The sequence below is a fragment of the Pseudomonas urethralis genome (assembly GCF_021602465.1).
Taxonomy (GTDB): Bacteria; Pseudomonadota; Gammaproteobacteria; order Pseudomonadales; family Pseudomonadaceae; genus Aquipseudomonas; species Aquipseudomonas vlassakiae.
Genome location: NZ_BQIJ01000010.1, coordinates 1 through 25,225, shown reverse-complemented (window position 1 = coordinate 25,225; position 25,225 = coordinate 1). Strand labels below are relative to the sequence as shown.

The window sequence follows — 25,225 nt, the reverse complement described above, 5'->3', positions numbered from 1 at the left end:
GGGGCGCTTTGCGCGCCCCGACTGGAAAAATGAAACCGGTAACTCAGATAGCCTTGAGCGTACCCTTTGGCAGGGTGGCCGCGATGGCACCCTTCTGGAACTTCAGTTCGACGGTGTCGGAAACTTCCAGGACCACGAAGTCATCGGAAACTTTGACGATCTTGCCGGCGATGCCGCCGTTGGTGACAACTTCATCACCTTTCTGCAAGTTGCTCAGCAGGTTCTTCTGCTCTTTGGCGCGCTTGGCCTGCGGGCGCCAGATCATCAGGTAGAAGATGACCAGGAAACCGACCAGGAAAATCCATTCGAAACCGGTGCCGGCTGGGCCAGCGGCGGGTGCTGCAGCGTCCGCGTAAGCGGCGGGGATCAAGAAGCTCATTGGGCACTCCTAATGTAATGTTCTAATAATGGATGCGAACAGTCAGTCCAAAGGCGGCACAGGCAGCCCGCGTTTGGCGTAGAAGGCGTCGACAAAGGCGGCCAATTTACCCTGTTGAATAGCCTCGCGTAAACCGGCCATCAAGCGCTGGTAATGGCGCAAGTTGTGGATGGTATTCAGCATGCTGCTCAGCATTTCGCCACACTTGTCCAGATGATGCAGATAAGCGCGGGAGAAGTTGGTGCAGGTGTAGCAGTCACAGGTCGGATCCAGTGGCGAATCATCATGGCGATGGAACGCGTTGCGGATCTTGATCACCCCTGTATCGACGAACAGATGGCCGTTGCGCGCGTTGCGCGTGGGCATCACGCAGTCGAACATGTCGACGCCGCGGCGCACACCCTCAACCAGATCTTCCGGTTTGCCTACCCCCATAAGGTAACGAGGTTTGTCAGCAGGCATCTGGCCCGGCAGGTAGTCGAGCACCTTGATCATTTCGTGCTTCGGCTCGCCAACCGACAGGCCACCAATGGCCAGGCCGTCGAAGCCGATGTTTTCCAGGGCTTCCAGCGAGCGCATGCGCAGGTCCTGGTACATGCCACCCTGGACGATACCGAACAGTGCCGCCGTGTTGTCGGCGTGGGCATTCTTCGAGCGTTGGGCCCAGCGCAGCGACAGTTCCATGGAGGTGCGCGCCACGTCGTGCTCGGCCGGGTACGGCGTGCACTCGTCGAAAATCATGACGATGTCCGAGCCCAGGTCACGCTGCACCTGCATGGATTCTTCCGGGCCCATGAACACCTTGGAGCCGTCGACGGGCGAGGCGAAGGTCACGCCTTCCTCCTTGATCTTGCGCATGGCGCCCAGGCTGAACACCTGGAAGCCACCGGAATCGGTGAGGATAGGGCCTTTCCACTGCATGAAGTCATGCAGGCCGTTGTGCTTCTTGATCACCTCGGTACCCGGGCGCAGCCACAGATGGAAGGTGTTGCCGAGGATGATTTCGGCGCCGATGGCCTCGATGTCACGCGGCAGCATGCCCTTGACCGTGCCATAGGTGCCCACCGGCATGAACGCCGGGGTCTCGACCGTGCCACGGGGGAAGGTCAGCCGGCCACGACGGGCCTTGCCGTCGGTGGCCAGCAGTTCGAACGACATTCGACAGGTGCGACTCATGCTTGATCCTCTGGGCCGCGTGGCGCCGGATTGCGGGTGATGAACATGGCATCACCGTAACTGAAGAAACGGTAACCCTGGTCAACCGCCGCCGCGTAGGCAGCCATGGTCTCGGGGTAACCGGCGAAGGCCGAGACCAGCATCAGCAGCGTGGACTCCGGCAGGTGGAAGTTGGTGACCAGGCAATCGACCACATGGAATGGCCGACCCGGGTAGATGAAGATGTCGGTATCACCGCTGAAGGCCTTGAGCACGCCATCGCGCGCTGCGCTCTCCAGCGAGCGCACGCTGGTGGTACCGACTGCGATCACCCGGCCGCCACGGGCGCGGCAGGCCTCGATGGCGTCGACCACGTCCTGGCTCACTTCGAGCCACTCCTTGTGCATGTGGTGGTCTTCGATCTTGTCGACCCGCACTGGCTGGAAAGTACCAGCACCCACGTGCAAGGTGACGAAGGCACGCTCGACGCCCTTGGCGGCGATCTGCTCCAGCAGCGCCTCGTCGAAGTGCAGGCCGGCAGTCGGCGCGGCTACCGCACCGGCGCGTTCGGCGTACACGGTCTGGTAGCGCTCACGGTCTGCGCCCTCGTCGGGGCGGTCGATATAGGGCGGCAACGGCATGTGCCCGACACGATCGAGCAGCGGCAGCACCTCTTCGGTGAAGCGCAGTTCGAACAGCGTGTCGTGGCGGGCGACCATCTCGGCCTCGCCACCGCCATCGATGAGGATCACTGCGCCTTCTTTCGGCGCCTTGCTGGCACGTACATGGGCCAGCACGCGGTGGCTGTCGAGTACACGCTCGACCAGGACTTCCAGCTTGCCGCCGGAGGCTTTCTGGCCAAACAACCGCGCCGGAATCACCCGGGTGTTGTTGAACACCATCAGGTCGCCCGGCCGCAGGTAGTCGAGCAGATCGGGGAATTGCTTGTGCGCCAACGCCCCGCTCGGGCCATCGAGGACCAGCAGACGGCTGCCATGGCGCTCGGCCAGAGGGTGGCGGGCGATCAGGGAATCGGGGAGTTCGAAGGAAAAATCGGCGACGCGCATGATGATGTTCGGGTTCGACAGGGCCGGGAAGTTTAGCCCAATGTGTGAAAATTGACCATGAAAGCCGATTGACCGACCACGAGCACCTCTCTATACTGCGCGCCACAAGCCCTGATGGCGGAATTGGTAGACGCGGCGGATTCAAAATCCGTTTTCGAAAGGAGTGGGAGTTCGAGTCTCCCTCGGGGCACCAAGATCCGGAAAAAACCGACCTTATGGTCGGTTTTTTTGTGCCTGCCATTGAGCGTTCAGTGCCTACAGTGACAGCGGTTTGCCCCCGAAGAGGCCAAATGACCTATCCAGCTCAATGCAGCTCAATCGAGCTCAACCCAGCTCATTCATCCCGATAAGCCAACCCCGCCTTTTGACGCCACCCCAACGACCACGTGCCCTCCAGTCATCCAGCAAATCTATTGGCCACGACTCCAGTACTGGCCATAAGCTGTCATTCGTCGGTTATATGCCAAAAGTATTGATGCCGTGATGGCTCTTCGCCATAGTTGCGCACCCCTTATCCATTTAACACTGCGTGACCCATGAACAAAACCGCGCCCTGTCTGGCAGCAATGATGCTGCTGAGCGGGTGCAATGGAATGCCAACCGCTTACGTTTCAGACCCCGTCTACGACCAGGCTTTTGTCGTTACTTCCGGTGCCCCCCTCCCGATGCTGCTGATGGCCAGCGCCATCCAGTGGAACGAAGACTACGCCGTCACCGCCAAGCACACCCCGTTCCTGCGCAACGTGGTGCATGAAGGGCTGGGTGATGTGGTGTTCTTCAAGCACAAGGCCAGCAAGGTGCCGCAGTGGCGCCAGTTCGTGCCTGGCGAGTCGGTGACGGCGGTCGGCTTCAACAGCATGATGATGCCGGTGCAAGGCAAGGGGCGCACGCTCGACTCACTGGTGCGCCTCAATGGTACACCGGGCAGCGTGTTCTACTCGGTGCATGACGGCCCACTGGTCAAGGGCATGTCCGGCGGCCCGGTGTTCGCCGATGATGGCAAGGTGGTCGGAATGAACGTTGCCTTCATCGCCAAAGACGGGATCGATGCCCGCAGCCGCCCTGACTTGGCTGACAAGGCACGGGTCAGTGTGTTCATGTCGTACAGCGAAATCGACAAGGAATGGCGGCGCTTCCAGTATCTGGCGCACAAGGGCAAGCCACACAGCGCACCTGCTGCGGTCAAGGGTTATGTAGCGGTTGCCAGCAAGCCCTGATCCACGGTTGCGAACCAACATGATACGGTTGCGGTCGGCCTGATGATGTGGCCGGTACATTCTCGCAAAAGGACCTGCCATGCATCTTGCCCACCGCCCCGTTCAGCCCGCTGACATCCCCGCCATCTGCTGCTTCCCGCAAGGCCCGGATGAGCTGTTCTACATGTTTCCCAAAGCCACCTACCCGCTCACCCCTGCGCAACTGAGCGACGCCATCGCCCAACGCAGCGGTTCGACCGTGGTCGAGGGCAATGGCCTGGTGCTCGGTTTCGCCAACTTCTACAAGGCCGAGCACGGCGGTATCTGTGCCCTCGGCAACGTGGTGGTCGCGCCCGCCGCTCGCGGCCAGGGCGTGGCGCGTTACCTGGTGCAATGCATGATCGACCTGGCCCGCGAGCAGTTCGCGGCGCGAGAAGTCTGGGTGTCGTGCTTCAACCACAACACCGCGGGTTTGCTGCTTTATCCACAGCTTGGTTTTGTACCGTTTGGCATCGAGGAGCGGCAGGCTCAGGATGGCAAACGGGTGGCGTTGGTGCAGATGAAGAAGCTGACAGGTTGATTATCAGCGTGAGGAAACATGGGGTTGGGCGAAAAGCTCTACCCCTAGAGCGCGTATGACCTTCAGCACGGTATCAAAGCGAGGCTTTGCCCCAGGGCTAAGCGCTTTGTAGAGGCTCTCTCGTCCCAGCCCGCTTTGCGCCGCAATTTGAGTCATGCCCTTGGCACGGGCTATATGACCAAGCGCACGAATGATCTCAGCGGTATCGCCATCAGATAGCACCTGACTGAGGTATTCGCTGATCGCCTCATCACTATCGAGCAATGCCGCCATATCAAATGGAATCAGCTCTTCTTTCATTTCAGCTCCTTCGCCAGATTTTTGGCCTTCAGGATGTCGAAGGTCTGAGACGACTTGTCTCCCCCGACCAACAAGAGAATCAATCTACTGCCTCTGCGCGTGAAGTAGATGCGGTAACCCGCAGAAACACTGATGCGGAGCTCACTTACACCCTCGCCAACTGACTTGCAGTCGCCCACAATCCCCATTGAAACTCGCTCAATCCGACGAGCAATAGCAAATTTGGCCTTCGGGTCTTTCAGCTCCGCCAACCACAAGCCAAAGCTCTTCGTTTGTTCAACAACATAAACCATGAGTGCGCCCCAAGTGTATCCTTATGGATACACTCATTCAAGAACTGGAAGCGCTCCACTCTCTCAACCTTTGCGACGATACGAATCCAGCCACGTCCTATGGCTTTGTCAGACTTTTCACCACGCTTCGAACGGCAAAATCTCTTGCAACATCCGGCGCCGAACCTTCGCCCCTCCTCGACGTCCCATCCTGCATCCCCGGCTTTTCGAGGCAGCTCGTGTGAAAGACGTCATCGCCCGTAAGTACCGCCTGATCGTCAAGACCTTCGGCTACATCGGCTGGTCGCTGTTCTGGCTGCTGCTCTGGGACGTGCTGGTCACCATCGACTTCATGCTGTTCTTCAACAGCAAGTTCACCCTGCCGCTGATCCCACTGACCTTGTTGGGTTCGGCGCTGGTGGTGCTGGTGAGCTTTCGCAACAGCAGCGCCTACAACCGCTGGTGGGAAGCGCGGACCTTGTGGGGGGCATTGGTGAACAGTTCACGCAGCTTCGCCCGGCAGACGCTGACGCTGATCGATGACAGCGAAGAGGGACCGAACCCGGTCAAGGCGACCTTGCTGCGCCGGCACATCGCCTATGTGAACTGCCTGGCGGCGCACCTGAAGGGCGAGGCCTGCCCGGACGAACTGATGGCGTTCATTCCGCCTGGCGAGTTCGAGCGGCGTAACCGTTCGAACAACTTCGCCAACGATATTCTCAGCGGCTCGGCGGCGTTGCTGGCACGCGAATATCAGGCTGGGCGGCTGGACAGCATTCGCCTGGCGCGGCTGGAGTCGACGCTGGTGGACCTGTCCAACGCCCAAGGTGGCATGGAGCGGATCGCCAACACCCCACTGCCCTACCCTTACGTGTACTTTCCACGGCTGTTCATCACCCTGTTCTGCCTGATCGTGCCGGTGGGGCTGGTGGAATCGCTGGGCTGGTTCACACCGCTGGCATCGACAGTGGTCGGGTTCATGCTGCTGGCGATCGAGCGGATCGGGACAGACCTGCAAAGTCCGTTTCGTTTCAGTGAGCATCAGATCCAGATGGATACCATCTGCGAGACGATTGAAAGGAATCTGGAATCGATGCAGCGGGAAGCTCAGTGTGTGGAGTTGGTGCAGTAAAGGGGCTGCTTTGCAGCCCCGGCTATCTGTCAGGCCCGCACATACCGCTGGCGCAGCACGTCACTGAAAGCATCCACCAGCAACACCAATACCAGCATTGCCATGATCACCGTACTGGCCTGGGCCTCCTGGAACAGACTCAGGGTGGTATAGAGCATCTGCCCCAGCCCCCCCGCCCCGACAAAGCCCAGCACACTGGCCATGCGAATGTTGTTCTCCCAGCGGTACAGGCTGTAAGCGATCAACTGCGGCCACAGGTTCGGCAAAGTCCCGAAACAGAACGCCGTCAGCTGCCCACCGCCCTGCAGGCGAATGGCCGCAGCGGGCTCTGCCGGGGCATTTTCCAGCGCCTCGGCGAACAGGCGCCCCAATACCCCGGACGTGTGCAATGCCAGCGCCAAGGTGCCGGCATTGGGCCCCAGGCCCGCCGCCAGTACCGTCAAGGCAGCCCACACCAGCTCCGGAATGGCCCGCAAGGCATTTAGCAGCAGGCGCGCCAGCGATTGCAGCGGCCAGCCAAAGCGCCCCGCCGCCGGTAACGCCAACAGCATGCCAAGGGCCATCGCCAACAACGTACCCAGCCCAGACATGGCCAGGGTCTCCATGGCGCCCCGCCCTACCGCCTGCAGGTGCTCGATGGACAAGTCCGGATGCAGGAAGCGGCTGGCATACTCGCCCATCTGCCCCAGGCCGCCATCGCCCACCAACGCATGCAAGTCCAGCTGCAGATAACCGAACGACGCCACCACCGCCGCGACGATGGCAACGATCACCAGCAGGTTGATCACCCGGTTCATGCCAGCCTCCCGCGCAGGAAGCGGCTGAGCAGGTCAGCCAGCAGCACCAGGCCGAGGAACGCCAGCAGCATGCTCGCCACCTCGCCCCCGGCAAACATGCGCATCGACAGGTCGATCTGCTGACCCAGCCCGCCAGCACCGACAAAGCCCATCACCACCGAGGCGCGCACGGCACATTCCCAGCGGTAGACGGTGTACGACACCACTTCCGCCGACGCACTGGGCAGAATGCCGTAGAAAAACGCCATCAACCGGCCACTGCCAGCCTGCAGCAAGGCATGCGCCGGGCGCTGGTCGACCGATTCGAAAATTTCCGCATAGACCTTGCCGAGCATGCCGCTGTAGGTGATCGCGATGGCCAGCACCCCGGCCGTCGGCCCCAGGCCAACGGCCCGCACGAACAGCAGCGCCCAGACGATCTCCGGAACGCTACGCAGGAAAATCAGCAAACCGCGCACAGGCAAGCGCAACAGGCGCGACCACGGCCCTGCTCGGCCACCCCGTGATGCCGCGCGCAGTGACAGCGCACGGCTCGCCAGCAGGCTGGTCGGCACTGCCAGCAACAGCGCCAAGGCCATACCGGCTGTCGCCACGGCCAAGGTCTGCAAGGTGGACTCGTACAGCAACGCGAGGAATTCGGCACTGTGCGCCGGCGGCCAGAAAGCGCTGGTGAAACTGGCGATCTGCTGCCGGTTCTGCGCCTGCAGCAAAACGCCAGGGTTCAGTTCGCTCAATTGCAGCCCAGGCCACAGCACGGCCAACGCCAGCAAGGTCAGCAACAGACGCGGCAACGCAGCCGGGTCACGGGCGTCGGTCTTCAGCATCGTGGAATCTGCACGGTCAGGGTCGGCCCCTGGGCTTGCGCTGGAGAGCCCAGTTGCTCGTTGGCGTACAGCGCATCCAGCAATTGCTCGGTCACCGCTTCGGCCGGGCAGTCGAACGCCACCTGCCCTTCACGAATACCGATCACCCGCGGAAAGTGCGCCAGCGCCAGGTCCACCGCATGCAGGCTGGCCACCAGGGTCACGCCATTGGCCACGGCATGGCGATTGAGCAGTGCCAGACTGTGGTCGGCCAGCACCGGGTCCATGGCCGACACCGGTTCGTCGGTCAACAGCACTTCCGGGCGCTGATACAACGCCCGGGCAATGCCGACCCGCTGCAACTGCCCGCCAGACAACTGCCCGCACTGGACGAACAGCTTGTCGGCCAGGCCCAGCTCGGCCAACGCCTGGCGCGCCCCCGGCACATCGATCGGATACACCAGGTTGAGCAGCCCACGCAGCAGGCCCCACTGCCCCAGGCGCCCCGCCAGTACGGCCGTGACCACACGCTGGCGGGGTGGCAGCGGCGGTGCCTGGTGCACCAGGCCAATCCGTGCCCGCAGGCGCTGGCGCGCCCCGGCAGACAGCGCCCAGGGCTGCTCACCGAACAGTTCCAGATGCCCGCTGCTGGGCTGCACGGCCGTGGCCATCAGGTGCAGCAGGCTGGACTTGCCGGCCCCCGAGGGGCCGATGATCGCTACCCGCTCACCTTTGGCGATGCTCAGGCTGACACCCTCGAGCGCGCGGACCTGGCCATGGCGCAGGCCGGCGCCGTGTACATGAATAGTCACTTGAGCAGGCCGGCCTCACGTGCGGCTTGCTCGGTGCCTGCGTAGTTTTCAGGCTTGGTCTCGATGAAGCGGCTGGCCGCCTGCAGGTCGAGGATCGCCTTGTGTTCCGGGTTGGCCGGGTCGAGGTCGAGGAACGCCTGCTTGATCTTCTCTTTCAGCGCCGGGTCCATGTTGCCGCGCACGGTCCAGTTGTAGTCGTAGTAGGCCGGCGTGGTGGCAAATACCTTGACCTTGCTGGTATCGACCTTGCCGGCATCGACCAGTTTCTGCCAGACGCTGGCGTTGAGCACGCCGCCGTCGACCTTGCCAGCCTGCACCCAGGCCACGGTCGCGTCGTGGGCACCAGAATAGGCCACCCGGCTGAAGTAGCTCTCAGGCTTGATGTTGTCTTCCTTGAGCATGAAGTAGCGCGGCATCAGGCTGCCCGAGGTGGACGAGATCGAACCGAAGGCGAACGACTTGCCCTTGAGGTCGGCCAGGCTTTTCACAGCCGGGTTGGCGGTGATGAACTTGGAAGTGAACTGGGCGTCCTGCTCACGCTGCACCAGCGGCGTGGCGGTCGGGTCCTTCAGGCGCACCTGAACGAAGGTGAAACCACCCAGCCAAGCCATGTCCAGGCGGTCGCTGGCCAGCGCCTCGACCACCGCCGGGTAATCGGCCACCGGTACGAACTCCACCTTCATGTCCAGTTGCTTGGACAGGTACTCGCCCAGGGGCTTGAACTTGCGCAGCAATTCAGTCGGCGCTTCGTCGGGGATGGCACTGACCCGCAAGGTGTCGGCGGCCTGGGCGACTACGGCACAGCAGGACAGCACGAGGCCGGCGGCGAGCGCCAGGGGGCGTTTGAGCATGGGAGTTCTCCGGTTCAATAGCGGGGAAAGAGCCGGCAACGCGCCGACGTTGGGAATTATAAGAGGCACAGGCGCAAAGGCCAGCTTTGCTACAATCGCGCAACAAATTGATCCCCTGAGGTGCATATGAGCGAGCCGATTCGCCTGACCCAGTACAGCCACGGTGCCGGCTGTGGCTGCAAGATCTCCCCCAAGGTGCTGGATGTGATCCTCGCCGAAAGCGGCGCCCAGGCCCTGGACCCGAAGCTGTGGGTTGGCAATGCCTCGCGTGATGACGCCGCCGTGTATGCCTTGGACGATGAGCGCGGGGTGGTCTCGACCACCGACTTCTTCATGCCGATCGTCGACGACCCGTACGACTTCGGCCGCATCGCCGCGACCAACGCGATCAGCGATATCTACGCCATGGGTGGTGACCCGCTGATGGCCATCGCCATCCTCGGCTGGCCGGTCAATGTACTGCCCCCGGAGGTCGCCCGCGAAGTGATCCGCGGCGGCCGCGCCGTGTGCGCCGAAGCCGGCATCCCGCTGGCCGGCGGCCACTCCATCGACGCGCCGGAGCCGATCTTCGGCCTGGCGGTCACCGGCGTGGTCAGCAAGCGCCACCTCAAGCGCAACGACACCGCCACCGCCGGTTGCCGCCTGTATCTGACCAAGCCACTGGGCATCGGCATCCTCACCACCGCCGAGAAGAAGGCCAAGCTGCGCGAGCAGGACCAGGGCCTGGCGCGTGACTGGATGTGCACGCTGAACACCCCGGGCAGCCGCTTCGGCAAGCTCGATGGGGTCAAGGCGATGACCGATGTCACCGGCTTCGGCCTGCTTGGCCACCTGGTGGAGCTGGCCGAAGGCAGCGGCCTGACCGCCAAGCTGGACTACGCTGCGGTGCCGCGGCTGCCCAGCGTCGACCACTACCTGGCCGAAGGCTGCATACCTGGCGGCACACTGCGTAACTTCGACAGCTATGGGCACAAGCTTGGCTCCTTGAGCGACGAGCAGAAGCACCTGCTGTGCGACCCGCAGACCAGCGGCGGCCTGCTGGTCGCCGTGGCCCCGGAGGGCGAAGCCGAGTTCCTCGCAGTGGCGGGCGAACTGGGCCTGAGCCTGTCGCCGATCGGCCGACTGGTCGAGCGACAGAGCCACGCGGTCGAGGTGAACTGATGCGCCCCGACTGCACCGACTTCCGTCAACTGTTCCTCGACGACGCGCCGATGATGGACATGCGCGCGCCAGTCGAATTCGCCAAGGGTGCCTTCCCCGGCACCGTCAACCTGCCATTGATGACTGACCAGGAGCGACAGAAGGTCGGCACCTGCTACAAGCAGCAGGGCCAGGCCGCTGCCATCACCCTCGGCCACCAACTGGTCAGCGGCGCGACCAAGCGCGAGCGCCTGCATGCCTGGGCCAGCTTTGCCAAAGCCCACCCGGATGGCTACCTGTACTGCGCCCGCGGCGGCCTGCGCTCGCTGATCGTGCAGCAGTGGCTGCGTGACGAGGCCGGCATCGACTACCCACGTATCAAGGGTGGCTACAAGGCCATGCGCACCTTCCTGCTGGAAACTACCCAGCAGGCCGTCGAGCAATGCGACTTCGTGCTGGTCGGCGGCCTCACCGGCACCGGCAAGACCGATGTGCTGCAGCAGCTGAACAACGTGCTCGACCTTGAAGGCCATGCCAACCACCGCGGTTCCAGCTTCGGCAAGCGCGCCACCGCCCAGCCGGCGCAGATCGACTTCGAGAACAAGCTGGCCATCGACGTGCTGAAGAAGCGCGCCCGTGGCATCGAACAGTTCGTGCTCGAAGATGAGGGCCGCATCGTCGGCAGTTGTTCGGTGCCGCTGGAGCTGTACCAGGGCATGCAGCAATACCCGATGGTGTGGCTGGAGGACAGTTTCGAGAATCGCGTGGAGCGCATCCTGCGCGATTACGTGATCAACCTGTGCGCCGAGTTCGTCGACGTGCATGGCGAGGAAGACGGCCGCCTGAAATTTGCCGGGCGGATGATGCAAAGCATGAGCAACATCCATAAGCGGCTTGGCGGAGAACGCTTCCAGCGATTGTCAGCCATCCTGAGCGAGGCGCTGGACGAGCAGCTGCGCAGTGGCGCGGTGGACCTGCATCGGGGCTGGATCGAAGGGCTGCTCAAGGAGTACTACGACCCGATGTACGCCTACCAGCGTGAAGCCAAGGCCGAGCGGATCGAGTTTGCCGGGGATGGGGTTGAAGTGCGCGAATACCTCAAGGCCCGCGCCCTGGGTAAACACCGGCAATGAATCTCACCCTGTGGGAGCGGGCTTGCCCGCGAATGGGCCAGCCCAGGCAACCTCACTGCCCGGGGCTGAGCACCCGCTCCAGCTCCGCCGCCCGCTCGCGGGTCATGTCCAGCACGCACATGCCGCCTTCCAGCTGCGCCATGGTTCCGCCACTGGCTTGCACATGGAACTTGCAGTTGGCGTCTCGATAGGCGATCCACTGGCGCTGCACATCCCGCAGGCCCTTCTGCGGCCCGGCGTCGAGCTTGGTCGCGAGTTGCTTGTAGACCCGGTTCAGGCGCTGATCCTGCAGTTGGGTTTCAGCCTGAATGCAACTGCTCATGGCCACTGTGCTGGAAGCCTTGTCCATGCATTGGCTGTAGGCCGGCGAGTTGTCGTCGGCCTGCGCCAGCGGCGCGAAAAAGGCCATGAGCAGCAGATAACGCGTGTGCATCGCAAATCCCCTCAAAGCGTTTGCACCGGCTCAGGCGGCATCAGCACCTTGCCCGGCTCGAATTGCAGCGCTGGCATCTGGGTGGCCGCATAAGCGGTTACGGCCAGCGCCGCGATCAGGCCGACATCCAGCCAGTGCCACCCCGGCACATCGTCACGGCTGCGCGCCGTGCAGCACTGCCATAGCTGGCCCAGACAAAACACGGCGATCGCTGCCAGCCACAGGTAGAAGCCCGCACCGAAACCGGTGCGCTGGGTGAATTCATAGCTGATGTTGTCCGGCAGGCGTTCGATGCCAAAGCTGCTGGCCGCCAGGTACAACGCACCCAGCCCAAGCAGCAGCGCCAGCCGACGGAAGCGTCGATGGCAAAGAATGGCAACCGCCAGCAGCGGGTTGGCGAACCACTGGAACATCCCGAAGGGGATGCCCCAGGGGCCGTACAGGAACATCTGCAGCGCCGGCATGTGCCGGCCGGCGCTCATATGGGCGCCGTCAAAGGCCAGGCTGAGCAGGTACAGGGCCAGGCTCAGGGTTAGATAGCAGGCCGGCAAACGGGCGCCAAGGGTCATGCGACTGGCGGCTCCAGCAGCAGGCCGTAGATACCCGAGTCGGTCAGCTCGCCCGCCACGCACCAGCGCGCCCGCAACGTGCCCTCCAGCACGAAGCCCTGGCGTTCGAGGGTGCGGGCCGAGCCTTGGTTACGTGGGTCGATCTCGCCTTCGAGGCGGCGCATGTGCAGGGTGTGGGCGATGTAGTCGATGAAGCAGGTCAGCGCTTCGTCCATGTAGCCCCTGCCCTGCACCGCACTGGCCAGGCAATAGCCGATCTCGCCCCGGCGCGAGACTTCGTCGATGTTGAACAGCTGGACCATGCCAATCAGTTCGCCATTGTCCCGGCGATACATGCCCAGCTTGAGTTGCTCGCCGTTGGTATAGGCTTCGCGGTCGGCGGCCAGGGCGCTTTCGGCTTCGGCCAGGTCCTGCCAGGGGGCATGGTGCCAGTAACGCATGACCTCGGGGTCAGCCATGATCTTCAGCCACTGTGCGGCATCGGCGTGGCGCATCGGACGCAGCTGCAGGCGCGGGCTGTCGAGGCAGAGGTCGGTGGGGAAACTGCGGGGTGGGGTCACGCCGGATCTCCTGTCCATTGCTGGGGAGATGACAGTTTAACGTTATGTGGGGGGCTGCGGGTGTATGTCTTGGGATGTGTGGTGGGGCTGAAACCGAGCGCCGCGCGGGCGGCGCTCGATCTCAAGAGCGCTGCAACTCGACCGGCGAACCCACCAAAGGGCCGCCACAAGCAGGCGAAAATGGCTCAGGCCACCTCCGCCCCATCATCCGGCCAATGCGGCTCGTTGGCCCCCGGCGGCGTCAACGGCGGCAGCCCATAGGCCGCACGGGCATCGTCACAGCTGGGGTTATGCACCCCATCCACCCACGACGCCTCGAACTCGCGGCACGGGCTGGAACGGTTGGCGTAGATGGTGCACGCCACCTGTTGGCCAATCTCACCCTGCAGGCTCACGCAGCGGCAAGGCTTGGCGTCGGTGCCGATCATCGCAACACGGGTGGGGTTGATCTGCACCACCAGGTCATCCGGCACAACACCGCCGGCAGACTGGCATTCGCCCCAGAAGAAGGACACACGGAAGTACCCGCAGCAGGCGCCGCAGTCAAGGCAAGGGTTGTATTCGGACATGATGGCACGGAAGGAAGGTTGTTGTTATCGGGGCTGGGCCCGCGCGCCATTTGTAATCGAAGCCAGGTCGGCTGAGAAGAGGGGCAATGCAAAAATAGTTTACCGTTGATCCGCCAGGCCCGAGCCCGCCGAAGCGGGCCCGGGTGGTGCGTTACTTCTGGGTCAATCCGTCAGCGCGGAACATCTGGCGGATGCCGCGGATCGCCTGGCGAATGCGGTCCTGGTTCTCGATCAGGGCGAAGCGCACATGGTCGTCACCATAGTCACCAAAACCAATGCCCGGCGAGACACAGACCTTGGCTTCAGCCAGCAGCTTCTTGGCAAACTCCAGCGACCCCAGGTGCGCATACTGCTCTGGAATCTTCGCCCACACGTACATCGACGCCTTGGGGTTCTCGACCATCCAGCCCAGTTCGTGCAGGCCCTTGACCAGCAGGTTGCGGCGCTGGCGGTATTGCTCGGCGATATCACGCACACACTGTTGGTCACCTTCCAGGGCCGCGATGGCCGCCACCTGCAGCGGGGTGAAGGTGCCGTAGTCGTGGTAGCTCTTGATTCGCGCCAGGGCGCTGACCAGCTCGGGATTGCCCACCATGAAACCGATCCGCCAGCCGGCCATGTTGTAGCTCTTGGACAGCGTGAAGAACTCCACCGCGATGTCCTTGGCGCCCGGCACCTGCATGATCGACGGTGCTTTCCAGCCGTCATAGACGATGTCGGCGTAGGCCAGGTCGTGCACCACCAGCACATCGTACTGCTTGGCCAGGGCCACCACGCGCTCGAAGAAGTCCAGTTCCACGCACTGGGCAGTGGGGTTGGACGGGAAGCCGAGGATCATCATCTTCGGTTTGGGGATCGACTCGCGAATCGCCCGCTCCAGTTCGTTGAAGAAATCCACTCCTGGCACCAGTGGCACCGAACGCACCTGGGCACCGGCGATCACGGCGCCGTAGATGTGGATCGGGTAGCTCGGGTTAGGCACCAGCACCGTGTCACCATGATCGAGGGTGCCGAGCATCAGGTGCGCCAGGCCCTCTTTCGAGCCAATGGTGACGATGGCTTCGCTTTCCGGGTCGATATCGACCTCGTAGCGCTCCTTGTACCAGTTGGAGATAGCCCGGCGCAGGCGTGGAATGCCGCGGGAAGTGGAATAACCATGGGTGTCATCACGCTGGGCGACCTGCACCAGTTTCTCGACGATGTGCGGCGGGGTCGCACCGTCGGGGTTGCCCATGCTCAGGTCGATGATGTCCTCGCCACGGCGGCGGGCAGCCATCTTGAGTTCGGCAGTGATGTTGAAGACGTAAGGGGGGAGACGATCGATGCGCGCGAAACGGCGCGGCGAACCTGGATTGGCCATGGTTTCCTCTGCAGACGTAAGCGCCCGGAACCGTCCGAGCGACGCTGGCCGCTGCGGCGGCCTGATTCAGAAGATAGTGCCGAAACAGGATGCCTGTAAAGGATAATTTCCTGTTTTACAGGAACTTTTCAGATGTAATTTTTAAAAATCAAAGATCTATGTTTTCAGAGCAGGCCTCTTCGCGGGTAAACCCGCTCCCACAAGGACCGCACCACATTCAAAGCTGGCGCCGTCCTGTGGGAGCGGGTTTACCCGCGAAGAGGCCGGTACAGGAAAAACAGGCAATAAAAAACCCGGCACAGTGGCCGGGTTCTTGGTGAAGCACTCGCCTCGATCAGCGCGCGTAGGTCATCAGTACGTCCGCCGCGGTCTGGCTGTCCACACCCATCATCACGCTCAGGGCAGTAACGGTGAGGATGGAGAAACCGAACACCTTACGGGCCCACTTGCTGTCGTCCTCGGCCTTGTAGCCACCCCAGGCCATGTACAGCCAGTACAGGCCCATGGCTGCAGCCACGGCCAGGTAGCCGAGGCCGGCGTAACCGCCGAGGGTGAGCATCAAGGTGGCAAGCAGGAAAGCCAGCACGTACAGCACGATCTGCTTCTTCGCCGCGAGGACGCCGCGCGCCACCGGCAGGACCGGGATATTGGCAGCGCTGTAATCCTTGAAGCGGAAGATCGCGATGGCAAAGCTGTGCGGCATCTGCCACAGGCTGAACATCACCAGCAAGGTCACTGCAGCCAGGTCGAAGCTGTTGCTCACGGCGCAGTAGCCGATCACCGGAGGCATGGCACCGGAGAGGCTGCCGACCAGGGTGCCGTGCACCGATTTGCGCTTCAGCCAGAGGCTGTAGAAACCAACGTAGACGACGAAGCCGATCAGCGCGCAGAACGCCGACAGCGGGTTGGCCTGCACATACAGCAGGCTGAAGCCCGCCACCCCGAGGAGGGTGGCGTAGACCAGTGCGAGGGTCAGCGACATGCCGCCCTGCACCATGACGCGGTTCTTGGTGCGCTCCATCTTGTGGTCGATGTCACGGTCGATGCAGTTGTTGAACACGCATCCGGACGCCACCACCAGCGAAGTACCGATCACCACCGCCAGGAACAGGGCGAAGTCCACATGGCCCTTCGAGGCAAGGAAGAAACCGCCTGCCACGGAAAGCACGTTACCGAAAATGATCCCCGGTTTGGTGATTTGGATAAAGTGCTTAACGGACATGCAGTCTTACCTCACTTGGCCATCATTTCGAAGTGGATGCTGAACATGATCCACAGCGACAGGCCGACCAGCAGAGCGATTACCAGGGTGGTGAACAGGAACGTCGACACGTTGGAACGTTGCTCTTTCGAGCGGTCCATGTGCAGGAAGTACACCAGGTGTACCACTACCTGAATCACAGCCATGGCCACGATGATCAGAACGGTCAGGTTCTTCGGCAGGCTTGGCGACATGGCCAGGCCAAACGGGATCGCGGTCAGGATGATCGACAGGATGAAGCCGATCATGTACGACTTGACGCTGCCGTGGTTACCTTCGTGATGAGTGTCGTGTGCGTTAGCCATTACAGAACTCCCAGCAGGTAGACGACGGTGAATACGCAGATCCAGACCACGTCCAGGAAGTGCCAGAACAGGCTCAGGCAGCTCATGCGGGTCTTGGCGGTCGGCGTGATGCCGTGCTTGTTGATCTGGTACATCATGATCGCCATCCAGATCAGGCCGGCGGTCACGTGCAGACCGTGGGTGCCTACCAGGGCGAAGAAGCCCGACAGGAAGCCACTGCGGGTCGGGCCGAAGCCCTCGCCGATCAGGTGATGGAATTCATAGATTTCCATCGCGATGAAGCCTGCACCGAACAGGAAGGTCACAGCCAACCAGCCCAGTACGCCAGCTTTCTTGCCGTCGAACATCTTCAGCATGGCGAAGCCGAAGGTGATCGAGGACAGCAGCAGGAACAGCGTTTCTACAGCTACGAAGTCGAGCTGGAAGATGTCGTGACCCGACGGGCCGCCGGCAAAACTGCCGGACAGCACCGCGTAGGTGGCGAAGAGCGACGCAAACAGGATGCAGTCGGTCATCAGGTACAGCCAGAAACCGAGGACGGTCATCTGGCCCGAGTCGTGGTGGTGGTCATCGTGAGCATGGTCATGACCATGCGCGCCACCGTGGATTACTTGACTGGACATTGATTACACCCGTTCAAACGATTCGACACGTGCGCCGGCAGGCAGAGCACCTGCTTTGGCCAGCGCTTTGAGACGCTCGCCTTCGATGCGCGCCACTTCTTCGGCCGGAACCATGTAGCCCTGGTCGTCACGCGCAGCGTGGCGAACGAAGACCGCGATGGTTGCCAGCAGGCTCGCGCCAACCAGCCACCAGATGTGCCAGATGAAAGCGAAGCCGAAGACAGTCAGGAACAGACCCATGAACAGACCGGTAGCGGTGTTGTTCGGCATGTGGATCGCTTCGTACTTGCCCGGCACCTTGTAGGCGACACCGGCTTCCTTGGCTTCGTTCCAGCAATCCAGGCCGACTTTTTCCGGCATGTGGGCGAAGTTGTAGAACGGAGGTGGCGACGAAGTCGACCATTCCAGGGTACGGCCGCCCCATGGGTCGCCGGTCACGTCCAGGTTCTGCTCGCGATCGCGGATCGAAACGACGATCTGGATCAGCTGGCAGGCGATACCGAACAGGATCAGCACGGCGCCGACGACGGCTACGTACAGGTAGGGTTCCCACAGTGGGTTGTCGGAGTGGTTCAGACGACGGGTCATGCCCATGAAGCCCAGGGCGTACAGCGGCATGAACGCAACGTAGAAGCCGGAGATCCAGAACCAGAATGCAGCCTTGCCCCACTTCTCGTTCAGCTTGAAGCCGAACGCTTTTGGCCACCAGTAGGCGAAGCCGGCGATGTAGCCGAATACCGCACCACCAATGATCACGTTGTGGAAGTGAGCGATGACGAACAGGCTGTTGTGCAGCACGAAGTCAGCACCTGGAACAGCCAGCAGAACGCCAGTCATGCCACCGATCGAGAAGGTGATCATGAAGCCCAGGGTCCACAGCATCGGTGCGGTGAAGCGCACACGGCCCTGGTACATGGTGAACAGCCAGTTGAACAGCTTCACACCGGTCGGAATGGAGATCAGCATCGTCGCCAGGCCGAAGAAGGTGTTGACGCTGGCGCCGGCACCCATGGTGAAGAAGTGGTGCAGCCATACAGCGAAGCCCAGCACGGCGATGGCGCCCGATGCGTAGATCATCGAGTGGTGGCCGAACAGACGCTTGCCGGAGAAGGTCGAAGTCACTTCCGAGAACACGCCGAAGGCCGGCAGGATCAGGATGTAAACCTCAGGGTGACCCCACGCCCAGAACAGGTTGACGTACATCATCGGGTTCCCACCAAGCTCGTTGGTGAAGATGTGGAAGTCCAGATAACGGTCAACAGTCAGCAGAGCGAGTGCAGCGGTCAGGATCGGGAACGAAGCCACGATCAGCACGTTGGCCCAGGTGCAGGTCCAGGTGAAGATCGGCATGTCCATCAGCTTCATGCCAGGTGCGCGCATCTTCATCACGGTGACGAGGAAGTTCACGCCGGTCAGTGTCGTACCCAGGCCTGAGAGCTGTAGCGCCCAGATGTAGTAGTCGACACCCACCCCAGGGCTGTACTGGATGCCCGCGAGCGGCGGATAGGCAACCCAGCCGGTCTTGGCGAATTCACCAACGCCCAGCGAGATGTTGACCAGCAGCACGCCTGCCAGCAGCAGGTAGAAGCTCAGGGAGTTCAGGAACGGGAAGGCAACGTCACGTGCACCGATCTGCAGAGGAACCGCCAGGTTCATCAGGCCGGTGAAGAACGGCATCGCCATGAAGATGATCATGATCACACCGTGAGCGGTGAAGATCTGGTCATAGTGTTCAGGCGGCAGGTAGCCTTCGGAGCCACCGGTAGCGGCAGCCAGCTGGGTACGCATCATGATGGCGTCGGCAAAGCCGCGCAGCAGCATGACCATCGCGACGACGATGTACATCACCCCGATTTTCTTGTGGTCGACGGTGGTCAACCACTCGGTCCACAAGTAGGTCCACTTGCGGAAATAGGTGATAGCACCAACGACAGCAATACCCCCGAGCGCGATCATGGCAAGCGTCACCATGACTATCGGCTCGTGGAAGGGTATCGCCTCCAGGGTTAATTTACCGAACATCTCTTACTCCTCTGCACCGGCAGCTGGTTGCATACTCGATTCCACACCCTTGGTTGTGGCCAGATCTTTGCTGCCTGCTTCTTCGTGGCTCGGACGACCGCGGTTCATGCCTTCGTACTTGTCGACGATGATCTGGAACTGGTCAGGCGAGGCCTCGCTGTACAGCGCGACTGGGTTGTTTTCGCTTGGTTTGGCCAAGGCGTCGTATTCGGCCTTGTCCAGCTTCTTCGGCGACTGCTTGACCTCGGCGACCCACTTGTCGAAGTCCTCCTGGGAGGTGGCAGTGGCCTTGAATTTCATGCCGGTGAAGCCAGCGCCGCTGTAGTTGGCGCTGATACCGTCGAATTCGCCGTTTTCGTTGGCGATCAGGTGCAGCTTGGTGGTCATGCCGGCCATGGCGTAGATCTGGCCGCCCAGGCCCGGGATGAAGAACGAGTTCATCACGGCGTCGGAAGTGACGCGGAAGTTGACCGGGGTGTTAGCCGGGAAGACGATCTTGTTGACCGTGGCGATGCCCTGCTCCGGGTAGATGAACAGCCATTTCCAGTCCAGCGCGACCACGTCGATCTGAATCGGCTTCACGTCCGAGTCAAGCGGACGGTAAGGGTCCAGCTTGTGGGTCGACTTGTAGGTGACGTAACCCAGGGCGATGATGATGATGATCGGGATGATCCACACCGCAGCTTCGATCTTGGTCGAGTGCGACCAGTCGGGGGTGTAGGTGGCGGCCTTGTTCGAAGCACGGTACTTCCAGGCGAATGCCACGGTCATGATGATGACCGGAATCACCACCAGCAGCATCAGGCCGGTTGCGATCAGGATCAGGTTCTTTTGCTCAATGCCGACCTGACCTTTCGGGTCGAGCAGGGTCCAGTTGCACCCACTGAGTAAAAGCATGCCTAAAAAGGGCAATATGCCAAACAGTCTGGGGTAACGCTTTTTACTCATCTCACGACCTCTAGATCAGCTTGCTTCAATGCAATTTGTGTTTTGGTAGCCAACACTTCGTCCTGCCAAGTGCGGCATTTCGCGCCCGTACTCGCTCCTGCCCGGGTCCGACTGCAGGACCTTGGCGCAAAGCGTGTTAGCGGTGCTTATGGTTTCGTAGGCAACAGGCCTGTACTTCAGACCAAGTCCATTTGGTGCGGGAAAACGCGGAGGGGGGTCCGCCCGGTATCGCCGTTGGGCGAAACTTGACGAAGTCAGCAAAAAGGAGCGCTGGGGCTTCCTTCAATCCTGCGACTCGCAAGCAGTGCCGAACGGAAATTGGGGGCGATTGTAGATAGGTCGCCAACCCTTGACTATGACTTATTGAGCAACAGTCCTTTACAGAATCTGCAACAATCCGCCCCGAAAAATCAACTTCGCGACAGTTTGTCGCACCCCGCTTGATAGCCCTCGAACCCGCATTTCGCAAGGCTTTGAGGTTGATCTGGATCAAGCGGGAGAGAACATTTCGCTGTTCTCATCCGGTGCAAAAGACCACACCGGAATCGTGACTTTTGTCTAAGACTGGCGCCGGTTGCGGTAGATGCCGAACGGAACCAGGATGGCCGTCAGGACGAATGCCACCAGTGCCCATTGCGCCAGCGACAAACCGAGGATCGGCGGGTACGGCGTGCTGCAGAAGCCGTCGACCTGGAATGCCAGCGGCCAGAGCTTGGCCAGGGGCAAGTCATCGACGATCGGCTGCAGGGTATCGATGCCGCAACTGACCATGGGGTTGGCGAGTATATACACATGGTTGCCAGCCGCAACGATTCCGCCAACGGCACTGAGCACCACCAGGCCCTCGAACAGGGTCAGGCTGCGGCGCCCGGGCATGGCGGCGGCAATGAACGCGAAGATGGCAATAAACAGCAAGGCATAGCGTTGCAGGATGCACAGCGGGCAAGGCGCCTCGCCCAGCACCACCTGCATGTACAGCGCACCGCCGATCAGGGCGAGGCAGATCACCCCCAGCAGTACCAGAAAGCGCCGTTCGCGGTTCAGGCGCGATGTTTGTTCGTTCATTGCCGATTCCTTCGATGGATAGGTGGCAGCGTGGTCCGCCCGCCTGGCGCAATTCTACACGCAGGCAGGGCCCTTGGCGTGTCGAGGAGGCGGCGAGACAGCACTGCGCAGGGCTATCCGGAGATGCTGAGACCGGTTGCAGCAAGGTCGGTTCAACGTGCGCCGGTAAAAAAAGCGGCTGCCCGGGTGCCGTGCAGGGACAAGCCCCTCGACACCCGGGAGTGAAGGATACAGTGATTAAAGGAGGATTAAAGATGAAAGGTGCCCGAGGCACCGTTCATCTTTCCTTATATATAGGATGTAGCGGCCCTTTCGCGGCTAAAGGCCGCTCCTACAGGGCCGCCGCCGGCCCGAAGAACTCGTAGCGGCTCTGCTGCTCCGGCACTCCCAGGCTCTTGAGTTGGCGCCTGACTGCTGCCATGAAGCCCTTGGGCCCAAGGAAATAGGCATCCACGTCACGCCCGTGCGGCAGCCACTCGGCCAGCAGGTCCTCGCTCAGCAGGCCCACGGCATCGGCAGCGGCGCCGCCTTCCGGTTCGGCATAGCAGTAGAAGCGTTTGAGCTGCGGATGACGCTCGGCCAGCCCGTCGACCCAGTCGCGGAAGGCATGCACGGCACCGTTGCGCGCGCAGTGGATGAAATGCACCTCACGCGGTGTCTTCAGCGCCGCCTCAAGCATCGCCAACGTCGGGGTGATGCCCACCCCACCGCTGATCAGCACCAGCGGCTTGGCGCTGGCCGCCAGGGTGAAATCCCCTGCTGGCGGGAACAGCTGCAAGGTGTCGCCGACTACCAGTGCATCATGCAGATAGTTGGAGACCTTGCCGCCCTCCTCGCGCTTGACGCTGATGCGGTATTGCCGGCCATCGCACAGGGCAGACAACGAGTAATTGCGCCGCTGTTCAGCACCGTCGATGAACAGTTGCAGGCCGATGTACTGGCCCGGTTCTGCCTTCAGTACCGGCTTGCCATCTACCGGGGCGAAGTAGAACGAGGTGATTTCGCTGCTTTCCTGCTCACGACGGACCAGGCGGAATTCGCGGCTGCCGCGCCAGCCGCCGGCAGCCCCTTCCTTCTGTTTGTAGAGGGTTTCCTCGGCACCGATCAGTATGTCGGCCAGCTGGCCATAGGCAGCAGCCCAGGCCGCGATCACCTCAGGCGTGGCGATTTCCTTGCCCAGCACTTCTTCGATGGCGCGCAGCAGGCAGCTGCCGACGATCGGGTAGTGCTCCGGCAAGATCTGCAGGGCAACGTGTTTGTTGATGATCTGGCCAACCAGGCCACCGAGCTGCTCCAGCTGGTCGATGTGACGGGCATACATCAGCACGCCATTGGCCAGGGCGCGCGGCTGGTCGCCGCTGGCCTGGTGGGCCTGGTTGAACAGCGGGCGCACTTCTGGGTACTCGCTGAGCATCATTTTGTAGAAATGGGTGGTCAGCGCTTCACCACCGGTTTCCAGCAGAGGGACTGTGGCTTTGATAATTGCACGTTGTTCGGCATTGAGCATTTCGACAACTCCTGAGCCTGAGGCTTCACATGGTTGCCCTTGCTGTTACAGCAATCGTGCCAACCTTTTCCGCCAATGAAATCAGGGCATTGGCGGCAATCATGTCAAAATGACCTGGCGTCACGTATAGTCAAATTGACTTACTGGAGTCCATATGACTACGAAGCCTTTGCTCACCACCTTGCTGCCCCTGGTCAGTGACCTGTCCCGCGACTTGCCGGACCAGGAGCGCTACCGCCGCTTGCTGCAGGCCATGCGCGGCCTGTTGCCCTGCGATGCTGCCGCGCTGTTACGCCTGGACGGCGAGTGGCTGGTGCCGCTGGCCGTCGATGGGCTGTTGCCCGATACCTTGGGCCGTCGCTTCAAGGTCAGCGAGCACCCGCGTTTCCAGATCCTGCTCAGCCGACCGGAACCGACACGCTTTGCCAGCGACTCCGGGTTGCCCGACCCATACGACGGCCTGGTCAACGCACCCCACGCCGACCTTGAAGTGCACGACTGCATGGGCTGCCCGCTGATGGTCGACGAGCGCCCTTGGGGCCTGGTGACCCTCGACGCGCTCACGCCCGGCCAGTTCCAGAGCCTGGAACTCGACGCCCTGCAGGCGTTCGCCAGCCTGGCCGCCGCCACGGTGACCGTGGCCGAACGCATCGAGCACCTGGCCCTGCGCGCCGAAGACGAGCACCATCGCGCCGAGATCTACCGCCAGGCCAGCGGCCAGGATAAGGAACTGATCGGTCAGAGCCCGGCGCACAAGCGCCTGCTGGAAGAAATCCGTCTGGTGGGTGGCAGCGAACTGACCGTGCTGATCACCGGCGAAACCGGTGTAGGCAAGGAATTGGTCGCCATGGCCCTGCACCAAGCCAGCAACCGCGCCGACAAACCTTTGGTGAGCCTCAACTGTGCAGCCCTTCCTGACACGCTGGTGGAAAGCGAACTGTTCGGCCATGTGCGCGGTGCCTTCACCGGCGCCCACGGCGAGCGCCGTGGCAAGTTCGAACTGGCCAACGGCGGGACGCTGTTTCTCGATGAAGTGGGCGAGTTGCCGCTGACCGTGCAAGCCAAGCTGCTCCGCGTGCTGCAAAGCGGCCAATTGCAGCGCCTGGGCTCGGACCGTGAACACCGTGTCGACGTACGCCTGATCGCTGCCACCAACCGCGACCTGGCCACGGAGGTGCGCGCAGGCAACTACCGCGCCGACTTCTACCATCGCCTCAGCGTCTACCCGCTTCAGGTGCCGCCACTGCGTGAACGCGGGCGCGATGTGCTGCTTCTTGCCGGCTACTTCCTCGAACAGAACCGATCACGCCTGGGTTTGAACAGTCTGCGCCTCAGCAGTGAGGCGCAAGCAGCGCTGCTGGCGTATGACTGGCCGGGCAACGTGCGCGAACTCGAACACCTGATCGGCCGCTCAGCCCTCAAGGCCATGGGCCAACACCCGAAGCGCCCGCGCATTCTCACGCTCGAGGCCAGCGACCTCGACCTGCATGCTGCCCAGCCGGCCACGGCCGGCACCCTTCCCCACGCCATGCCCACTGCCCTGCCCCTCCCCGTCGGTGGCCTGCGCGAAGCCCTCGATGAGTACCAGCGCCAGCTCATCGAGGCCTGCCTGCAACGGCATCAGGACAACTGGGCCGCTGCAGCCCGCGAGCTTGGCCTGGACCGTGCCAACCTGAGTCGCCTGGCTCGTCGCCTGGGGCTCCGCTGAGCCAACACACACTAAAGGACTATCCGCAAAGCCATCTGGTGGCAATCCGCTGGGCTGCTATATCTCCCTAATCGCCGGTTACGCGGCCGCTATTCGGCCAGGTTGTGCCAACCAAGGATCGCGCAGACGGTCCTGCGTACCGAAAACCAGCAGGGAGCACTCATGGACAACATCGTCGTCGCCGACAAGCAATCTGCCGTCGCCACCCAGAATGCCTGGGGCAATATCTCCCTCAACAGCCCAGGCGTCGTGCAGATGCCCGTTGCTCCCGACCAGGTGGCGACCGTCACCCGGCGTGGCCAGGACCTGATCGTCACGCTCAAGAACGGAGAAAAAGTCACCGTCGGCAACTTCTTTGCCGTGGACCAGGCAGGGGTTGGCAGTGACATGGTGTTCGTCGGCGAAGACGGCACCCTGTGGCACGCCAATTATGACGCGACCGCCTTCACCGGCTTCACGTTCGATGAAGTGAACTCACTCGACGAACTGGTGGCCGGCAATCGCAAAGGTCGAGGTTTCGTTACCGGCGGTGCCGATGCCTGCCACCAGTTCGTCGAGTGAGTTCACTTCATCGAACGTGAAGACGGTGAAGGTGGTCGCGTCATAATTGGCGAGCCACAGGGGGCCGGCTTCGCAGACGAACATCATGTCACTGCCAACCCCTGCCTGGTCGACGGC

At 62.0% G+C, this 25,225-nt stretch carries 28 protein-coding genes, 1 tRNA gene and 1 pseudogene; 8 read left to right on the top strand and 22 right to left on the bottom strand.

The genetic code is table 11. The features are described from left to right. Positions 1 to 43: 43 nt before the first annotated feature. The 3 genes from yajC to queA are packed head-to-tail and all read right to left on the bottom strand — an operon-like array spanning position 44 to position 2,601. The gene (gene yajC / locus L6D64_RS17025; protein ID WP_008092587.1) at positions 44 to 379 is read right to left on the bottom strand and encodes a preprotein translocase subunit YajC; all 336 of its coding nucleotides are present in this window, start codon (positions 377 to 379) and stop codon (positions 44 to 46) included. Between the two features lie 42 nt (positions 380 to 421). Next, entirely contained in the window at positions 422 to 1,537 is a 1,116-nt protein-coding gene (gene tgt / locus L6D64_RS17020; RefSeq protein WP_176510082.1) for a tRNA guanosine(34) transglycosylase Tgt, read from the bottom strand. A 14-nt stretch (positions 1,538 to 1,551) separates the two neighbouring features. Then, the gene (queA, locus tag L6D64_RS17015) at positions 1,552 to 2,601 is read right to left on the bottom strand and encodes a tRNA preQ1(34) S-adenosylmethionine ribosyltransferase-isomerase QueA (RefSeq protein ID WP_099814285.1); all 1,050 of its coding nucleotides are present in this window, start codon (positions 2,599 to 2,601) and stop codon (positions 1,552 to 1,554) included. 108 nt (positions 2,602 to 2,709) lie between these two features. On the opposite strand from queA, the gene L6D64_RS17010 reads away from it, so the two are divergent. The 3 genes from L6D64_RS17010 to L6D64_RS17000 all read left to right on the top strand — a co-directional run bounded on the left by L6D64_RS17010 (position 2,710) and on the right by L6D64_RS17000 (position 4,377). Further along, a tRNA-Leu gene (locus L6D64_RS17010) sits at positions 2,710 to 2,794 on the top strand. A 376-nt stretch (positions 2,795 to 3,170) separates the two neighbouring features. Further along, positions 3,171 to 3,818, top strand: a complete 648-nt coding sequence (locus tag L6D64_RS17005) for a trypsin-like peptidase domain-containing protein (protein WP_176510083.1) — start codon at positions 3,171 to 3,173, stop codon at positions 3,816 to 3,818. A gap of 79 nt (positions 3,819 to 3,897) precedes the next feature. Continuing rightward, a complete protein-coding gene (locus tag L6D64_RS17000) occupies positions 3,898 to 4,377 on the top strand; it encodes a GNAT family N-acetyltransferase (RefSeq protein ID WP_176510068.1) in 480 nt (159 codons plus the stop codon). A 3-nt stretch (positions 4,378 to 4,380) separates the two neighbouring features. Here the strand turns inward: L6D64_RS17000 and L6D64_RS16995 are convergent, their stop codons facing one another. Together L6D64_RS16995 and L6D64_RS16990 are read right to left on the bottom strand one after the other, a co-directional pair. Further along, the gene (locus tag L6D64_RS16995; protein ID WP_176510069.1) at positions 4,381 to 4,677 is read right to left on the bottom strand and encodes an addiction module antidote protein; all 297 of its coding nucleotides are present in this window, start codon (positions 4,675 to 4,677) and stop codon (positions 4,381 to 4,383) included. Next, positions 4,674 to 4,970, bottom strand: a complete 297-nt coding sequence (locus L6D64_RS16990) for a type II toxin-antitoxin system RelE/ParE family toxin (RefSeq protein WP_176510070.1) — start codon at positions 4,968 to 4,970, stop codon at positions 4,674 to 4,676. The genes L6D64_RS16995 and L6D64_RS16990 overlap by 4 nt, the downstream gene beginning before the upstream one ends. 220 nt (positions 4,971 to 5,190) lie before the next feature. Here L6D64_RS16990 and L6D64_RS16985 point away from each other — a divergent pair, with 220 nt between their 5' ends. Beyond that, positions 5,191 to 6,081, top strand: coding sequence for a bestrophin family protein (locus L6D64_RS16985; RefSeq protein ID WP_176510071.1), 891 nt, complete (start codon positions 5,191 to 5,193; stop codon positions 6,079 to 6,081). A gap of 29 nt (positions 6,082 to 6,110) precedes the next feature. Here the strand turns inward: L6D64_RS16985 and phnE are convergent, their stop codons facing one another. The 4 genes from phnE to L6D64_RS16965 are packed head-to-tail and all read right to left on the bottom strand — an operon-like array spanning position 6,111 to position 9,344. After that, positions 6,111 to 6,878, bottom strand: a complete 768-nt coding sequence (phnE, locus tag L6D64_RS16980) for a phosphonate ABC transporter, permease protein PhnE (protein WP_176510072.1) — start codon at positions 6,876 to 6,878, stop codon at positions 6,111 to 6,113. After that, on the bottom strand, positions 6,875 to 7,702 hold the full coding sequence (locus tag L6D64_RS16975; protein ID WP_176510073.1) for a PhnE/PtxC family ABC transporter permease: 828 nt from the start codon (positions 7,700 to 7,702) through the stop codon (positions 6,875 to 6,877). The genes phnE and L6D64_RS16975 overlap by 4 nt, the downstream gene beginning before the upstream one ends. Beyond that, positions 7,696 to 8,493: a phosphonate ABC transporter ATP-binding protein gene (locus tag L6D64_RS16970; RefSeq protein ID WP_176510074.1), complete on the bottom strand. Its 798-nt coding sequence runs from the start codon at positions 8,491 to 8,493 to the stop codon at positions 7,696 to 7,698. The genes L6D64_RS16975 and L6D64_RS16970 overlap by 7 nt, the downstream gene beginning before the upstream one ends. Next, on the bottom strand, positions 8,490 to 9,344 hold the full coding sequence (locus L6D64_RS16965) for a putative selenate ABC transporter substrate-binding protein (protein ID WP_176510075.1): 855 nt from the start codon (positions 9,342 to 9,344) through the stop codon (positions 8,490 to 8,492). Before L6D64_RS16965 ends, L6D64_RS16970 begins: the two co-directional genes overlap by 4 nt. A 126-nt stretch (positions 9,345 to 9,470) precedes the next feature. On the opposite strand from L6D64_RS16965, the gene selD reads away from it, so the two are divergent. Together selD and mnmH are read left to right on the top strand one after the other, a co-directional pair. Further along, entirely contained in the window at positions 9,471 to 10,505 is a 1,035-nt protein-coding gene (gene selD / locus L6D64_RS16960) for a selenide, water dikinase SelD (protein WP_176510076.1), read from the top strand. Then, complete coding sequence (gene mnmH / locus L6D64_RS16955) at positions 10,505 to 11,617, top strand: tRNA 2-selenouridine(34) synthase MnmH (protein ID WP_176510077.1); 1,113 nt, start codon at positions 10,505 to 10,507, stop codon at positions 11,615 to 11,617. Before selD ends, mnmH begins: the two co-directional genes overlap by 1 nt. A 52-nt stretch (positions 11,618 to 11,669) precedes the next feature. Here mnmH and L6D64_RS16950 read toward each other — a convergent pair whose 3' ends face one another. From L6D64_RS16950 to hmpA, 12 genes are all read right to left on the bottom strand, one after another. After that, positions 11,670 to 12,050 (bottom strand): lysozyme inhibitor LprI family protein, encoded by a 381-nt coding sequence (locus tag L6D64_RS16950; protein ID WP_176510078.1) that lies wholly within the window; start codon positions 12,048 to 12,050, stop codon positions 11,670 to 11,672. A gap of 11 nt (positions 12,051 to 12,061) precedes the next feature. Next, positions 12,062 to 12,601 carry a hypothetical protein gene (locus L6D64_RS16945; protein WP_176510084.1) on the bottom strand — a complete coding sequence of 180 codons (540 nt, stop codon included), beginning with the start codon at positions 12,599 to 12,601 and terminating at the stop codon, positions 12,062 to 12,064. Positions 12,602 to 12,615: 14 nt separating this feature from the next. Continuing rightward, entirely contained in the window at positions 12,616 to 13,179 is a 564-nt protein-coding gene (locus L6D64_RS16940; protein ID WP_054887542.1) for a GNAT family N-acetyltransferase, read from the bottom strand. A 185-nt stretch (positions 13,180 to 13,364) separates the two neighbouring features. Beyond that, complete coding sequence (locus tag L6D64_RS16935; protein WP_176510079.1) at positions 13,365 to 13,748, bottom strand: YkgJ family cysteine cluster protein; 384 nt, start codon at positions 13,746 to 13,748, stop codon at positions 13,365 to 13,367. Positions 13,749 to 13,899: 151 nt separating this feature from the next. Further along, complete coding sequence (gene alaC, locus L6D64_RS16930; RefSeq protein WP_054887540.1) at positions 13,900 to 15,108, bottom strand: alanine transaminase; 1,209 nt, start codon at positions 15,106 to 15,108, stop codon at positions 13,900 to 13,902. Positions 15,109 to 15,442: 334 nt separating this feature from the next. Further along, positions 15,443 to 16,330 carry a heme o synthase gene (cyoE, locus tag L6D64_RS16925; RefSeq protein ID WP_060511463.1) on the bottom strand — a complete coding sequence of 296 codons (888 nt, stop codon included), beginning with the start codon at positions 16,328 to 16,330 and terminating at the stop codon, positions 15,443 to 15,445. A gap of 11 nt (positions 16,331 to 16,341) precedes the next feature. Further along, the gene (cyoD, locus tag L6D64_RS16920) at positions 16,342 to 16,674 is read right to left on the bottom strand and encodes a cytochrome o ubiquinol oxidase subunit IV (protein WP_054887538.1); all 333 of its coding nucleotides are present in this window, start codon (positions 16,672 to 16,674) and stop codon (positions 16,342 to 16,344) included. Next, on the bottom strand, positions 16,674 to 17,297 hold the full coding sequence (cyoC, locus tag L6D64_RS16915) for a cytochrome o ubiquinol oxidase subunit III (RefSeq protein ID WP_027920308.1): 624 nt from the start codon (positions 17,295 to 17,297) through the stop codon (positions 16,674 to 16,676). The genes cyoD and cyoC overlap by 1 nt, the downstream gene beginning before the upstream one ends. Before the next feature lie 3 nt (positions 17,298 to 17,300). After that, complete coding sequence (gene cyoB, locus L6D64_RS16910; protein ID WP_054887537.1) at positions 17,301 to 19,319, bottom strand: cytochrome o ubiquinol oxidase subunit I; 2,019 nt, start codon at positions 19,317 to 19,319, stop codon at positions 17,301 to 17,303. Between the two features lie 3 nt (positions 19,320 to 19,322). Next, the gene (gene cyoA, locus L6D64_RS16905; protein ID WP_054887536.1) at positions 19,323 to 20,267 is read right to left on the bottom strand and encodes a ubiquinol oxidase subunit II; all 945 of its coding nucleotides are present in this window, start codon (positions 20,265 to 20,267) and stop codon (positions 19,323 to 19,325) included. Between the two features lie 558 nt (positions 20,268 to 20,825). After that, positions 20,826 to 21,332 (bottom strand): disulfide bond formation protein B, encoded by a 507-nt coding sequence (locus L6D64_RS16900; RefSeq protein WP_054887535.1) that lies wholly within the window; start codon positions 21,330 to 21,332, stop codon positions 20,826 to 20,828. 331 nt (positions 21,333 to 21,663) lie between these two features. Continuing rightward, on the bottom strand, positions 21,664 to 22,839 hold the full coding sequence (gene hmpA, locus L6D64_RS16895) for an NO-inducible flavohemoprotein (RefSeq protein ID WP_176510080.1): 1,176 nt from the start codon (positions 22,837 to 22,839) through the stop codon (positions 21,664 to 21,666). Between the two features lie 154 nt (positions 22,840 to 22,993). On the opposite strand from hmpA, the gene norR reads away from it, so the two are divergent. Together norR and L6D64_RS16885 are read left to right on the top strand one after the other, a co-directional pair. Continuing rightward, complete coding sequence (norR, locus tag L6D64_RS16890) at positions 22,994 to 24,547, top strand: nitric oxide reductase transcriptional regulator NorR (RefSeq protein ID WP_236192514.1); 1,554 nt, start codon at positions 22,994 to 22,996, stop codon at positions 24,545 to 24,547. Between the two features lie 162 nt (positions 24,548 to 24,709). Next, positions 24,710 to 25,045: pseudogene (locus tag L6D64_RS16885) on the top strand (BapA/Bap/LapF family prefix-like domain-containing protein); the annotation flags it as partial. On the opposite strand, the gene L6D64_RS16880 reads toward L6D64_RS16885, so the two are convergent. Continuing rightward, a partial coding sequence (locus tag L6D64_RS16880; RefSeq protein WP_236192509.1) for a hypothetical protein occupies positions 25,022 to 25,225 on the bottom strand: 204 nt, incomplete at its 5' end. The pseudogene L6D64_RS16885 and the gene L6D64_RS16880 overlap by 24 nt on opposite strands.